Annotated in this window: 13 protein-coding genes and 1 riboswitch; of the genes, 2 read left to right on the top strand and 11 right to left on the bottom strand. The window is 67.9% G+C overall.

The window, feature by feature from the left end; genetic code table 11:
- Window positions 1-34: 34 nt before the first annotated feature.
- The 6 genes from ACFQ4E_RS01040 to thiB all read right to left on the bottom strand — a co-directional run bounded on the left by ACFQ4E_RS01040 (window position 35) and on the right by thiB (window position 5,704).
- Window positions 35-640 (bottom strand): glutathione S-transferase, encoded by a 606-nt coding sequence (locus ACFQ4E_RS01040; RefSeq protein WP_386801160.1) that lies wholly within the window; start codon window positions 638-640, stop codon window positions 35-37.
- Between the two features lie 120 nt (window positions 641-760).
- Window positions 761-1,687: a tyrosine recombinase XerC gene (locus ACFQ4E_RS01035; RefSeq protein ID WP_386801057.1), complete on the bottom strand. Its 927-nt coding sequence runs from the start codon at window positions 1,685-1,687 to the stop codon at window positions 761-763.
- Window positions 1,684-2,391, bottom strand: coding sequence for a DUF484 family protein (locus ACFQ4E_RS01030; protein ID WP_386801056.1), 708 nt, complete (start codon window positions 2,389-2,391; stop codon window positions 1,684-1,686). The genes ACFQ4E_RS01035 and ACFQ4E_RS01030 overlap by 4 nt, the downstream gene beginning before the upstream one ends.
- 151 nt (window positions 2,392-2,542) lie before the next feature.
- Window positions 2,543-3,241, bottom strand: coding sequence for a thiamine ABC transporter ATP-binding protein (locus ACFQ4E_RS01025; RefSeq protein ID WP_386801055.1), 699 nt, complete (start codon window positions 3,239-3,241; stop codon window positions 2,543-2,545).
- Entirely contained in the window at window positions 3,234-4,742 is a 1,509-nt protein-coding gene (locus ACFQ4E_RS01020; protein WP_386801054.1) for a thiamine/thiamine pyrophosphate ABC transporter permease ThiP, read from the bottom strand. The genes ACFQ4E_RS01025 and ACFQ4E_RS01020 overlap by 8 nt, the downstream gene beginning before the upstream one ends.
- Window positions 4,718-5,704, bottom strand: coding sequence for a thiamine ABC transporter substrate binding subunit (gene thiB, locus ACFQ4E_RS01015; protein WP_386801053.1), 987 nt, complete (start codon window positions 5,702-5,704; stop codon window positions 4,718-4,720). The genes ACFQ4E_RS01020 and thiB overlap by 25 nt, the downstream gene beginning before the upstream one ends.
- Before the next feature lie 34 nt (window positions 5,705-5,738).
- A riboswitch (TPP riboswitch) is annotated at window positions 5,739-5,842 on the bottom strand.
- A gap of 92 nt (window positions 5,843-5,934) precedes the next feature.
- Here thiB and aroC point away from each other — a divergent pair.
- A complete protein-coding gene (gene aroC / locus ACFQ4E_RS01010; protein WP_386801052.1) occupies window positions 5,935-7,035 on the top strand; it encodes a chorismate synthase in 1,101 nt (366 codons plus the stop codon).
- Window positions 7,036-7,050: 15 nt separating this feature from the next.
- Here the strand turns inward: aroC and polA are convergent, their stop codons facing one another.
- From polA to ACFQ4E_RS00995, 3 genes are all read right to left on the bottom strand, one after another.
- On the bottom strand, window positions 7,051-9,852 hold the full coding sequence (gene polA / locus ACFQ4E_RS01005; protein ID WP_386801051.1) for a DNA polymerase I: 2,802 nt from the start codon (window positions 9,850-9,852) through the stop codon (window positions 7,051-7,053).
- Between the two features lie 67 nt (window positions 9,853-9,919).
- Window positions 9,920-10,378 (bottom strand): hypothetical protein, encoded by a 459-nt coding sequence (locus ACFQ4E_RS01000; RefSeq protein ID WP_386801050.1) that lies wholly within the window; start codon window positions 10,376-10,378, stop codon window positions 9,920-9,922.
- Window positions 10,379-10,587: 209 nt separating this feature from the next.
- A complete protein-coding gene (locus ACFQ4E_RS00995) occupies window positions 10,588-10,767 on the bottom strand; it encodes a zinc-finger domain-containing protein (RefSeq protein ID WP_386801049.1) in 180 nt (59 codons plus the stop codon).
- Window positions 10,768-10,840: 73 nt separating this feature from the next.
- Between ACFQ4E_RS00995 and ACFQ4E_RS00990 the strand changes: the two genes are divergently transcribed.
- Window positions 10,841-11,779, top strand: a complete 939-nt coding sequence (locus tag ACFQ4E_RS00990; protein ID WP_386801048.1) for an ABC transporter ATP-binding protein — start codon at window positions 10,841-10,843, stop codon at window positions 11,777-11,779.
- Window positions 11,780-11,868: 89 nt separating this feature from the next.
- Here ACFQ4E_RS00990 and ACFQ4E_RS00985 read toward each other — a convergent pair whose 3' ends face one another.
- Window positions 11,869-12,237: a histidine triad nucleotide-binding protein gene (locus tag ACFQ4E_RS00985; RefSeq protein ID WP_386801047.1), complete on the bottom strand. Its 369-nt coding sequence runs from the start codon at window positions 12,235-12,237 to the stop codon at window positions 11,869-11,871.
- 19 nt (window positions 12,238-12,256) lie between these two features.
- Window positions 12,257-13,834, bottom strand: a complete 1,578-nt coding sequence (locus ACFQ4E_RS00980) for a DUF5928 domain-containing protein (protein WP_386801046.1) — start codon at window positions 13,832-13,834, stop codon at window positions 12,257-12,259.
- Window positions 13,835-13,908: the final 74 nt, after the last annotated feature.

Genomic DNA, 13,908 nt, shown 5'->3' with positions numbered 1-13,908 from the left:
CTACCGCGCTACCGATACCTTTGCAAGCGAGGCGTCACGTCTCGGGCGCGGTGGCCGTCATCGAGGGGCGCTGCGAGAAATCGGCATACCAGGCCGCCAATCCGTCCCGTCCCTGCCGCCAGTCGCGGTCGCCATGGCGGAAATCGAGATAGCCCAGCGCGCATCCGACGGCGATTTGCCCGGCGTCGATCCGCCCCTTCAGATGGCTGGTCCAGCGCGCCTCGAGCGCGTCGAGCCCGCGCGCGACCTTGGCCCATTGCGCCTCGATCCAGTCGTCCCAGACCAGGCCCTCGGGCCGGAAGCGCCGCTCGTAGACGATCGCAAGCGCCGCCTCGAGAAGACCGTCGCCGGTCGCCTCGAGCGTCAGCACCTCCCAGATCCGGCTCTCGGGATAGAGAGCGCCTCCGGCGCGCGCGTCGAGATACCGGCAGATCACCCGGCTGTCATAGAGCGTCGGGCCATCGGGCCGCACCAGCGCCGGGACCTTGCCGATGGGGTTCACGCCGGTCAGCGCCGCGTCGGGCTCCATCGGCGAGGCGGTGACCTTAACGATCTCGACCGCGTCGGTCTGGCCGGTTTCCTCCAGCGTCACGCGCACCTTGCGCACGAAGGGCGACGGTCCCGCCATCAAGAGCTGCATCATCGCGTCATCCCCTCTGCGCCGGATAAAAATCTTATCTAAGATTTTTATCCGCAGCTTTTAGGAAAGTCGCCGTGCGATAAGAATTTTGTCGCAAAATTCTTAAAGCCCGCCGCGCGTTCACCCGGCCTTGGGATGGGCGGCGGCGTAGACCTTCATCAGGTGCACCGTATCGACCGAGGTATAGGCCTGCGTGGTCGACAGCGAGGCATGGCCCAGAAGCTCCTGGATCGCGCGCAGATCGCCGCCCGCGCTCAGAAGATGCGTCGCGAAGCTGTGGCGCATCGCATGCGGCGTGGCCGTCGCGGGCAGGCCGAGCTGCAGGCGCGCCGCCTCGGTCGCCTTCTGCACATGGCGCGGGCTGAGCGCCCCACCGCGCGCGCCCCGGAACACCGCGAGATCGGGCGCCATCTCGAACGGGCAGAGCGACAGGTATCGCGCCACCGCCTGCCGCGCGACCGGCAGGACCGGCACCAGCCGCTCCTTACCGCCCTTGCCGACAATCCGCAGACTCTCGCCCAGCGGCAGATCGCGTCCGCAGAGGCCCAGTGCCTCGGAGATCCGCAAACCGCAGCCATAGAGCAGCGTCACCACGGCAGCGTCCCGCGCCCCGGCCCAGCCCTTCAGCGACTGCATCTCCACCGTATCGATCATCGCCCGCGCGGCGTTCTCCGAGAGCGGGCGCGGCAGCTTCTTCTGGAACTTCGGCGCGCGCGCCGACAAGACAGCCGTCGGCTCGAACCCGTTCCGCTCGGCGAGCCAGCGATAGAAGCTCTTCACCGCCGAGAGCTTCCGCGCCACCGACCGGGAACTGGCTCCGCCCGCGCGCAGATGCGCCATCCAGGCGCGCATGTCCGAGGTCGTCAGCCGCGACAGCGGCCCAAGGCCTTCTGTCCCGCCGTGATGGTGGGACATGAAGGCGATGAAATCGACGGTATCGGCGCGATAGGCCGCCAGCGTGTTCTCCGCCGCGCCCTTGATCGCGCGGGACTGGTCGAGCCATGTCTCCAGCGCGTCGCGCGCCTGCGGAGAGAGCGCGAGGCTCACGCCAGCCAGCGCCGCATCGACCGCTCGAACACCCCGGCGAAAAAGCCCATGAGATCGGTGCCATGTTGCGGCGTGAACTGATGCGGGTCCTCGGCGCCGAGCACCAGGAGGCCCGGCAGGCGCCCCCGACCGAAATCGAGCCGCAGGCAGGCCTCGGAGCGGATCCATTCGGCCTTTTCGCCGTAGAGCTCCGGATCGCCCGACTGGATCTGGCGCAGCGTGACCACCCGCGACGGCGCGCCGCGCCCGTGATCGACGTAATGCGCGACGAAGCCCGGCACCGCCACGGTCAGGACGTCGCCCAGACGCGCCAGTGCGGCATCGGGTTCGGCCTCTTCACTTTCCAGCACCAGCCGCATCGCGTCCACGCGCAGGATCTCGGCCACCTCGCCGCCCAGGTCGTGTAGGAACGGCTCGAAATCGACCGGGTCGAGCAGCCGCAGGATGGCGCGATGGATCTGGTTGGTGCCCGCGAGGTTCTCGTAGGCGGCGGCGATCACCGAGCGGTGCGTCTCTTCGAGCCGGTCGAGCCGCGCTTCCAGCCGCTCCATGGCGATGCCGCGCAGGTCGATGATATTCGATCCCATCGCGCGCTCGTTCGCAGCGACGAGGGCGCGCATCAGGTCGAGATCCTCGAGCACGATGTCGGGTTTGGCGATGATCGTCTCGCGGAGACGATCGTCGATACGGGTCTGGCTGCTCATGTCGCCCTTTCCGGCCATGTGCCGCCTCTTACGGGCGGCTTTCGGAGTGGCACCGTCTTCTGCGGCGCGCTTTAGAGGGGATCTTGTCCCGCAGCGACGCGCGGGCGTCAATCGCACCAAGCCCGGTTCCGCCGGGCCGGTGTCTTCCGAGTCACTCCTGCCCCAGATAGGCCGCGAGGCTCGGCGGCGGGTCGGCGAGAAGCGCCTCGGTCTCGACCGGCGCCTCGGCGCGACCGTCGGCGACGAGCACGGTCTCGGTCATCTGACGCGCGTCCTTGGGGTCATGAGTCACCAGAAGAACCAGCGCGCCCTGCGCTTTTGCGGTCTCGTCGAGAAGCGCCAGCATCTCGCGTTTCAGCGCGGGTCCGAGCGCCGCAAACGGCTCGTCGAGAAGCCAGACGGGCCGGTCCTGCAAGAGAAGACGCGCGAGCGCCGCGCGGCTCTGCTGCCCGCCCGAGAGCGCCCCGGGCTTGCGCGCGCCCAAGCCCGCAAGCCCGACGCGCTCGAGCGCATCCGAGATGCGCGCGCGCTCTTCCTTCGTGGGCCGGCCGCCCGAGGGCCGGAGCGCCAGGGCGAGGTTCCGGTCGAGATCGAGATGCGGAAAGAGGTTCTGATCCTGGAACAAAACGCCCACGGGCCGCTCCGCAGGCGGGGCGTCGGTGATGTCGCGCCCGTTCCAGATCACTTGGCCGCGGCTGGGCGCACGAAACCCGGCAATCGCGTCCAGAAGCGTCGATTTCCCCGCGCCCGATGGCCCGATCACGGCGATCCGCCCGCCGGACGCGAGATCCAGATCGGCCTCGAGCGCGAAGTCTCCGGCCTCGATCCGCAGGTCCTTCAGCTCAAGCACCGACCCGCCCTCCCCGGTCGAAGAGCCAGAAAAGCGCGAGGCTCGCCGCGAGAAGCAGGAGCGCCGCCGCCTGCGCGTCCTCCATCCGGTAGGAGCCCATCAACCGGTAGACCATGAGCGGCAAGGTCGCGCGGTCGGGATCGGCGAAAAGCGCGATCACCCCCAGATCGCCCATCGAGAGCGCCGCTGTCAGTCCTGCGGCGAAGCCCAGAGGGCGCCGGAGCCGCGGCAGGAACACCCAGCGCAGCCAGGCGAGCGGGTTCAGGCCCAGCGCGGCGGAGAGGCGGCCATAGTCCGCGCGGACGGCCTCGGCCTCGGGGCGCAGGATGCGCAGCGCGAAGGGCAGGCTGACAAGCGCGTTCACCAGCGCCGTCACCGGCAGGGCCAGAACGAAGGGATTGATCACGGGCCGCAGGATCAGGAACAGCCCCGTCCCGAGCACCAGGGGCGACAGCGCGATGCCGAGCAGCCCAAGGAATTCGCCGCGCCGCGTCGCCAGCGGCAAGGCCCAGGCGAGGCAGAGCGCGGTCGAGGCCAGCGCCACCCAGAGCGACTGGAGCGCCGCCTGCCAGACCCCGCCGTCGAGCGATGCGAGCCCCGGCAGACCCGCCAGCGTCACCAGCGCCAAGGGCGTGAGCAGAAACGCCGCCGCCGCGAGGATCGCCACGGCGTCGAGTCCCCGCGCCACCGCGCCCGTGCGTGCCGGCGGCAAGGCGCGGTCCAGACCCGCGCCGAAGCCCGAGCCGGACCCGAGCTTCAGCGCCACGAGGCCCGCCGCAAGCGCGAGCCCCAGTTGCAGAAGCGACAGCGCCGCCGCGCGCCCGAGATCGAACTCGAACCGCACCGCCTGGTAGATCGCCAGTTCGACCGTGGTTGCGCGCGGACCGCCTCCGAGCGTCAGCGCCACGGCGAAGGACGAGAGGCAGATCACGAAGATGACCGCCGCCGCCCCCGGCGCGATGCGCAGGAGCATCGGCGCCTCCAGCACGCGGAACCGGCCCCAGGGCGTCAGGCCCAGCGTCTCGGCCAGGCGCAGCCGTTCCGCGGGGATCGCGAGCCAGCCTTGCAGGATCAGTCGCGTCGCCAGCGGCAAGTTGAAGAACACATGCGCGATCACGACGCCGTGCAGGCCGTAGATCGTCATGCCCGGCAGGCCCAGCGCACCCAGCGCCCGGTTCACCACGCCATTGCTGCCGAACGTGGCGATGAGCCCCAGAACAGCAACGATCACCGGCAGGATGAAGGGCGCGCCAAGAAGCGCCACCAGAAGCCCCCGGCCCGGAAACCGCCGCCGCGCAAGCGCGCGCGCCACCGGCACCGCCAAAGCGACCGAGATCAGCGCCGACAGGGTCGCCTGCCAGAGCGTGAACCGCACCGCCTGGCCTGCGCCGGGGCCGAGCGCGCCGAGCCCCTCGGCGCGCCAGATCACCGCGGCGACCGGTCCAAGCGTCAGCGCCAGGACCAGTCCACCCGCGATTACTGCGAGAGCGCGCGCCGCCATGCCTCGATTGCCTCGGGCGCGCGGTCGGCGGCCGTGTCCTCATCGTAGAAGAGGACGGTTTCGGGAAGATCGAGCGCCTGGAAGCCCTCGGGCCAGTCCTCCTGCGGCAGGGCGGCCGGGAACGACCAGTTGCCGGTCGCGATCATCGACTGGAAGTCGGGCGTCAGGATGAAGTCCATGAACGCCTGCGCCAGCTCCGGCTGGTCGGTGTCCGCGAGCTTCGCCGCCAGCTCGACCATGAAGTAATGCCCCTCGGGGAAGATCGCCGCCTTCTTGGTCCGGTCGTCCTCGGCGATGATGTGATAGGCGGGCGAGGTGGTGTAGCTCAGCACCATGTCCGCTTCGCCATCGGTGAAGAGCCCGTAGCTTTCCGACCAGCCCTTGGTGACGGTCAGGATCTTCGGCGCGAGCTTGGCCCAGGCGGCTTCGGCCTCGTCGCCATAGACCGCGTCCACCCAGAGGACGAGCGCGAGCCCCGAGATCGAGGTGCGCGGGTCCTGGATCACCAGCTTCAGATCGCCCGGCGCCTCGAGCAACGCGTTGAAGCTCTCAGGCGGCGTCTCGATCCGGGTGGCGTCGTAGACGAAGGCCGTGTGCCCGTAGTTGAACGGAAGAAAGATGTCGTCCGACCAATCGACCGGCAGCGTCAGCGGCGCGAGATCCACGCCATGGGGCGCGAAGAGCCCGCTTTCGCGCGCTTTCTTCGTCTCGTCTGTGGTCAGGCCGATGGCCACGTCGGCCTCGGTCCGCGCCCCTTCGAGCAGGAGGCGCGGCAGCAGGTCACCGGGCTTGAACTGCAGGTCGCAGGTGCAGCGGGCCTCGAACATCTCCTCAATCTTCGGGCCGGGGCCCCATTCCGAGGCGAAGTAATCAGGCGAATAGACCGTGAGCACCTCTCGCTCCTGCGCCGCGGCGGCGCTGGCGAAAAGGCATGTCGCGATCAGGGAAAGGGTCCGTGTCATGGCTTTCTCCTATCGGCGACGGATGGGTAAAGCCGGATCAGACCCGTACCTTCCCTCCGCCGGTTCTAACCGGTTCAGGTTCAACGGGTTCGCGCGAGCGCATCTCAGCCTGTCTTCGAGGCACCCCGAGGTATCCCGACAGCTAGCCCCGGAGGCCGCCGCTGGCAAGCCCTGCCCTTGAGCGCGGGCCTCGGCTGGCCTAAAGCGGGCGGCGCAACAGGAGAGCGCACATGAGCTTCAACACGTTCGGCCACGTCTTCCGCGTCACCACATGGGGCGAGAGCCACGGGCCCGCGCTCGGCTGCACGGTGGATGGCTGCCCGCCGGGCGTGGAGATCGACGAGGCGCAGATCCAGCACTGGCTCGACCGCCGCAAGCCCGGTCAGAACAAGTACACGACCCAGCGCCGCGAGCCCGACCAGGTGCGGATTCTGTCCGGCGTGTTCGAGGGCAAGACCACCGGCAGCCCGGTGCAGCTGATGATCGAGAACACCGACCAGCGCTCCAAGGATTACGGCGAGATCGCCGAGACCTTCCGCCCCGGTCATGCCGACATCACCTACTGGCAGAAATACGGCCATCGCGATTACCGCGGCGGCGGGCGGTCCTCGGCGCGCGAAACCGCTGCGCGGGTGGCCGCGGGCGGCCTGGCACGCGCGGCGCTGGCCAAGCTGGTGCCGGGGCTCGTTATCCGCGGCTACATGACCCGGATGGGCGAGCACGCGCTCGAAGGCACCCGCGATCTGGACGAGATCGAGAACAACCCGTTCTGGGTGCCCTCCGCCAAGACCGCCGAGACCTGGGCCGCCTATCTCGATGGGCTCAGGAAGAGCGGCAGCTCGGTCGGCGCCGAGGTCGAGGTCACGGCGACCGGCGTGCCCGCGGGTCTCGGCGCGCCGATCTACGCCAAGCTCGACACTGACCTGGCGGCGGCGATGATGTCGATCAACGCCGTGAAAGGCGTCGAGATCGGCGAGGGCATGGCCGCCGCGCGACTGACCGGCGAGGCCAATGCCGACGAGATCTTCCTTGGCAACGAGGGCGAGCCGGTGTTTTCCTCGAACCACTCGGGCGGAATCCTCGGCGGCATCTCCACCGGACAGGAGGTCGTGGTCCGCTTCGCGGTCAAGCCGACCTCGTCGATCCTGACGCCGCGCGCCTCGATCACCAAGTCGGGCAAGCCGACCGAGGTCGTCACCAAGGGCCGCCACGATCCGTGCGTCGGCATCCGCGCGGTGCCGGTGGGCGAGGCGATGATGGCCTGCGTGCTTCTCGATCACCTGCTGCTCGACCGCGCCCAGACCGGCGGCGAGCGCGGTCAGATCGGCTGAGCCCCTCCGCCGCGCCTAATGCGCGGCGGCCCAGTTCGCCCCCTGTCCGGCATCGACGACAAGCGGCACGTCGAGCCGGATCACCGGATCGGCCGCCCCCTCCATGACCTCGCGCGCGACCGCGATCAGGTCTTCGGTCGCGCCCTCTTCGACCTCGAAGAGCAGTTCGTCATGGACCTGCAGCAGCATCTTCGCGGGCAGGCCCGCAATGGCCGAAGGCATCCGCACCATCGCGCGGCGGATGATATCCGCGGCGGTGCCCTGGATCGGCGCGTTGATCGCCGCACGCCGCGCGAAGCCCGCGCGCGGCCCCTTGGCCGAGATCTCGGGCGTGTGGATCACCCGACCGAACAGCGTCTCGACCCGGTCGTGCTTCTTCGCGAACTCCACGGTGTCGTCCATATAGGCGCGAATGCCGGGGAAGCGCTCGAAATAGCGGTCGATGAAGCCCTGCGCCTCGGCGCGCGGGATGCGCAGGTTGCGCGCCAGCCCGAAGCCCGAGATGCCGTAGATCACCCCGAAATTGATCGCCTTGGCCTGGCGGCGGATATCCGGCGTCATCTCGTCCATCGGCACGTTGAACATCTCCGACGCGGTCGCGGCGTGAATGTCCTGCCCGTCGCGGAACGCTTCTTTCAGAGCCTCGATCCCGGCGACATGGGCGAGGATGCGAAGCTCGATCTGCGAATAGTCGAGACTGACCAGCACCTTGCCCTCGGGCGCGACGAAGGCTTCGCGGATGCGCCGCCCCTCCTCGGTCCGGACGGGGATGTTCTGCAGGTTCGGATCGGTCGAGGCCAAACGCCCGGTATTCGCTCCGGCGATGGAATAGGAGGTATGGACGCGCCCCGTCTCGGGGTTGATGTGCTCCTGCAGCGCGTCGGTATAGGTCGATTTCAGCTTCGAGAGCTGCCGCCAGTCCAGAACCCGCGCCGGGAGATCGTGCTCGGTCGCGAGATCCTCCAGCACGTCGGCGGGCGTGGCATAGGCGCCGGTCTTGCCCTTCTTGCCGCCCTCGAGCCCCATCTTGTCGAAGAGGATCTCGCCAAGCTGCTTCGGCGAGCCCACGTTGAACTTTTCCCCCGCGAGCTCGTGGATCTCGTCCTCGAGCGCCGCCATCTTCTGCGAGAACGCGTTCGACATCCGGCTGAGCGTGTCGCGGTCGACGCAGATGCCCTGCATCTCCATCTCTTTCAGCACCGGCACCAGCGGGCGCTCCAGCGTCTCGTAGACCCGGGTGACGCGGGCGCGGTGCAGCTCGGGCTTCAGGAGCGTCCAGAGCCGCAGCGTGATGTCGGCGTCCTCGGCGGCGTATTTCGTGGCCTCGGCGATGGGCACCCGGTCGAAGGTGATCTGGCTCTTGCCGCTGCCGATCACCTCCTTGATCGGGATCGGCTGGTGGGCGAGGTAGCGCTCCGAGAGCGTGTCCATCCCGTGCCCGTGCAGACCCGCATGCTGGGCGTAGGAGATCAGCATCGTGTCGTCGATGGGCGCGATCTCGATGCCGTGCCGCGCCAGCACCTTGGCATCGTATTTCATGTTCTGGCCGATCTTCAGGACCGCCGGGTCCTCGAGAAGCGGCTTCAGCAGCGCGAGCGCCGCCTCCATGTCCATCTGCCCCTCTTCCAGCGCATCCGAGCCGAAGAGGTCGTCGCTCGACGCGGGCCGGTGCGCGAGCGGCAGGTAGGCCGCCGCGCCCGGCGTCACGCAGAGCGACACGCCGACCAGGTCGGCGCGCATCTCGTCGAGCGATGTGGTCTCGGTGTCGATGGCGAGATAGCCGCGCTCGCGGGCCTCGGCGATCCAGCTCTCAAGCGTCTCGGCATCGCGGATGGTGACATAGGCCTCGGGGTCGATGGCGGGCATCTCGGGCGCGGCGCGCTCGCCGTCGGACGGCGCGGTCGGCTCGGGGATGGTCGGAGCCTCCTCGCCCAGCGCCTCGGCGATGCGGCGCGAGAGAGTGCGGAACTCCATCTCCGCGAGAAAGCCCAGAAGCGTGTCGGGATCGGGATGGCGCGCCTCGAGATCGTCGAGCGTGAACTTGATCGGCGTCTCGCAATGGAGCTGCACGAGCCGCTTCGACAGCTCGATCTGCGCGCGATGCTCGATCAGGGTCTGGCGGCGCTTGGGTTGCTTGATCTCCTCGGCCCGGTCGAGAAGCTCTTCCAGCGTGCCGTATTCGTTCAGGAGAAGCGCCGCGGTCTTCACGCCGATCCCCGGCGCGCCCGGCACGTTGTCAACCGAGTCGCCCGCGAGCGCCTGCACGTCGACCACCCGCTCCGGCCCGACGCCGAACTTCTCCTCGACGCCCTCGCGGTCGATCACGCGGTTTTTCATCGCGTCGAACATCACCACCCCGTCGCCGACGAGCTGCATGAGGTCCTTGTCGGAGCTGACGATCGTCACCTGCCCGCCCGCATCGCGCGCCCGGCAGGCGAGCGTGGCAATGATGTCGTCGGCCTCGTATCCCTCCATCTCCTGGCAGGCGATGTTGAAAGCCTCGGTGGCACGGCGGGTGAGCGGGATCTGCGGGCGCAGATCCTCGGGCATCTCGTCGCGATTGGCCTTGTACTGATCGTAGAGATCGTTGCGGAAGGTGTGGCTGCCCTTGTCGAAGATCACCGCGATATGGGTCGGCGCGTCGCGCCCGTGATCGCGGCCGATATAGCGGCGGAGCATGTCGCAGAAGCCCTGCACCGCGCCGACCGGCAATCCGTCGGACTTGCGGGTCAGCGGCGGCAGCGCGTGGAACGCGCGGAAGATGAAGGCCGAGCCGTCAATCAGATGCAGGTGGGATCCCTTGCCGAAACCGCTCATGTCTCACTCCCGTCGCGCAATCACTGCGCCACGGCTTAGCACATCGCGAAGGAGGGAACAGGCGCGATCAGCCGCCGAAGTCGAAGACCTCGGCGATGGCACCGAAGAAGGCCGCGATGATGATCGCGCCGCAGATCAGAAGCGCGACCTGCCAGGCGAAGGGCAAGGCGATTGCCGCGACCGCCACCGTCGCGGTGGCCGTGGCGGGCTTCCAGGGTTCGCCGCGAACGAGCGCGAAGAGCGCCGTGGCCAGCGCCGCGGCCCCGGCCACCGAGACCGTCATCGCAAGCACGCGGTCGATATCCCAGGGGGCGGCTTCGGGCGGAGGCGCGGCGACGGGTTTGTCGGTCATGCTGCCCCAGGCCGCCTTGAGCGCGCTTCCGGCGAACTCGCCGAGAGAATTGGCCGCGTCGGGCTGGGGGGCGAAGGGGCCGGCGAGGATGGTGACCATCGCAACGGCGATGGCGCCGCAGCCCAAAATCAACGAGAGGGTCGTGGCCACAGGACGAGGGGCAGTCCGTGTCATGGCGTCTCCGGAACCTAAAGACTTGCACGAGGATGGCCGGAACGGCGCCGTGCTGTCAATCTTCTGGGCCGGTGCGCCCGACAGGACCGTGGCTTGCAGAGCGGACTACCGCGCCAAGGGCTGACGTCACGCACGTCTCCACCGCGCGCGGTGCGGCGCGAGGACGACAGAAGCTCGGGTCGGAAACGCGACGCCCGGGAGCGCGAGGGTCAGACCTTGCCCTCGAACTCCTTGTGCACGTATTTCGCGTCGCAATAGCCACATTCGACATATCCCTCGTCGCGGGGAATCTGCAGCCAGACGCGCGGATGACCGAGCGCGCCTTCGCCGCCGTCGCAGGCGACACGCCAGGTCTCGACGATCTTGGTCTCCGGTGCCTCGATGGTCATGGCAGGGTGCCTTTCCTGTCTTCGCGATCTAGATGCGTTATGGGCGAAGGCCGCAGCAGGAGCAAGACACGCCATGGCACGGGACGCGATCCGCATCGAGAGCTTGCGGAAAACCTACGGGGGACAGGGCAAGGCGCCGCCGAAAGAGGCGCTGACGGGCGTCGATCTCGCGGTTCCCGAAGGCTCGGTCTTCGGGCTCCTCGGTCCGAACGGTGCGGGCAAGTCGACGCTGATCAACATCCTCGCGGGTCTCGTGACCAAGACCTCGGGCAAGGTGACGATCTGGGGCTTCGACCAGGACGTGAACCCGCGCCAGTCGCGCGCCTCGATCGGGGTGATGCCGCAGGAGCTGAACCTCGATCCCTTCTTCACGCCGCGCGGCGCCCTGGAGGTGCAGGCCGGTCTCTACGGCGTGCCGAAGGCGCAGCGCCGCTCGGACGAGATCCTGGAGATGGTGGGGCTCTCGGACAAGGCCGAGGCCTATGCGCGGACGCTTTCGGGCGGCATGCGCCGAAGGCTGCTCCTCGCCAAGGCGCTGGTGCACCACCCGCATGTGCTGGTCCTCGACGAGCCGACCGCGGGCGTCGATATCGAGCTGCGCGAGATGCTCTGGGAAAACGTGCGCCGCCTCAACCGCGAGCGCGGCATGACGGTGATCCTGACGACGCATTACCTCAAGGAGGCCGAGGAGATGTGCGACGAGATCGCGATCCTGCACCAGGGCGCGAAAGTGGCGCAGGATTCGACGCGCAACCTTCTGGGTCAGCTCGATGCCCGCACGCTGGTGATCGACCCCGAGGAGGGCGGCGACGCGACCCCCGACGCGCAGGGCGTCGAGACCGAGCGGCGCGAGGACGGCACGCTGGCGCTGACCTATCACGCCAACGACACCTCGGCCGAGGAGGTGCTCGACGCGGTGCGCCGCGCAGGGATCCGCATCCGCGACGTCCGCACCGAACAGCCGGACCTCGAAGACGTGTTCCTGTCTCTCACCCGCGGCGCGCATGGCTGAGCGGGCGCCGGGAGGGGCGCCGCCCCTCTTGGCCTGACGGCCAATTCACCCCGGCGGTATTTGGAAAAAGAAGAAGCGTTAAGAGGCGCTCACGCGGGCTGGAGCATCCGGCCCAGATTGCGGCCGGCGAGGATATGGACGTGCAGATGCGGCACCTCCTGCACCCCGTCGCGGCCCGCATTGGCGATCATCCGGAACCCGCCCTCGGCCACGCCCTCCATCCGGCAGACCTCGCCCACGGCGCGGGTATAGTCGAGGAGCTCGGCATCCGAGGCCTCCTGGGCGAAATGGTCGTAGCAGACATAGGGGCCTTTCGGGATCACCAGCACATGCGTCGGCGCCTGCGGCTGGATATCGCGGAAGGCGAGGCTGTGGTCGGTCTCGAGCACGGTGTCGTTCGGGACCTCGCCGCGCAGGATCTTGGCGAAGATGTTCTGGTCGTCATAGGCGTAGGCCATCGGGTCCTCCGGCACTCGGTCAGTCGGCAAAGAGATAATGCGTCCGCGCGATATCGAGCGCCTGCTCGCGTTGCAATCCCAGGAAGCGCTCCACCGCCACCGCGTTCTCGTCGGGCGTGTTGACCTCGCGGATGCGCAGGTAATTGTCGAAATCCGCATCGCGGATGCGGTCGCTTTCATGGGTCATGTCGCCGCGGATCGTCGGCAGGAGCCGGTTCAGCGTCTCCTTGGGCGTGCGCTCTCCAGCGAGGCCCACCCGCATCGCGTGGCCGATCAGGTAATCGTCGGAGAACTGGCACTCGATCTCGAGGATGCGCGTCACCGCCCGGTCGCGGCAGAAATCCTCGAGCAGGTCGAGATTGGCCGGATCCATGCAGACCACCAGCCGGTCGGTCTCGTAATAATCGAAGAGCATCCGCATCAGCGCGCGCCGGTGGCGGTGGCGCTTGCCCATCGTCGCCTGGATGCCGCCGAGATCGGGCAGCGCGCAGCTTTCCTCGTTGAAGAGATATTCGATGCAGGGAATGTTTGTCATCTGCCGCACCCGCTCGAGCAGGCGCTTGGCGACATGCCATTTCTTGCACACCACGATCAGGAGCTCGCGCTCGCGTCCGAGCGTCGACTCGGTCTCCCAGAAGCGCGGCGCGAAGCGGCGGCCGATCCGGCCCTTGCCGACCAGGAACTTGTAGAGCGAGGTGCCTTCGTTCGAGATCTGGAAGCGGATGCCCTCGGTCGCGTAGAGCACGCCCAGCCGCCGCTTGAGCTCGGTCGCGCCGGGCGAGATCTTCCGCGCGAAGAGGAAATCCTGGCTCAGGAGCAGATCGTAGTGATCGTTGTAGAACGTCACCGGCATCCCGTAATCGGAAAACATCAGGAAGGTGAGCGTCCGGCTGTCGATCTCGGTCTCGGGCACCAGATGGCGCACCAGCGTCTGGAAGAAGGTCTCGTCGGGGATCCAGGTGGTCGCGAAGAACCGCATCACGTCGCGCCGCCGGTCGCAGAAATCGAGGATCCACTCGATGGTCCGGCGCCTCAGGCACCACCATTGCGAGCCGATCATCACCTCGATATCGGCGGGGATCTCGCGGGTCAGGCCCAGCCGCTTCTGGACCTCGAACATCGCGTAGAAGCGGCGCTTCTGGGTGCGTTCGTTGAACCAGTGGCGATAGATCAGCCGCTCTTCCTTCCAGCCGGTCTTGATCCAGTCGGACTGGAAATAGTCGAAGCTCTCGATGTAGTCGGCCTCTCGCCGATCTAGGAAGTCATGCGCGTATTCCGCCGACTTGATCGCCATGCAATCGCCCGAGAGCATGTAGAAATGGGTGGCGCGCGGGAAGGCCTCGACCGCGGCGCGGATCGCCGAGAGCGAGGCCGCGACGAGGCTCCACTCGCCCCAGCCGCATTTGTGGCGGCGCTTGGCGAAGGTGACATTGGGATTGCCGTTCAGCGCCAGCCGGATCTTGCGATAGGCCGACAAGGGCGCGCGGGCATCGAAATGGATCGCCATGTAATCGCCCACGGCGGTGAGGCTCTCGGCCTGCTTGATGATCGCATCCGGGTCCTTGTGACACAGGAGGATGAAGGCGATTTTTGCCATTACGCGATCAGTCTGCCCTATTTCTGCCTGATTGTTGTATTGATAGAGATGAACAAGCGTTGAATGAACCTCGT

Source organism: Litorisediminicola beolgyonensis (genome assembly GCF_042679605.1).
Classification (GTDB): domain Bacteria; phylum Pseudomonadota; class Alphaproteobacteria; order Rhodobacterales; family Rhodobacteraceae; genus Litorisediminicola; species Litorisediminicola beolgyonensis.
This window is presented reverse-complemented; position numbering and strand designations above follow the sequence as displayed.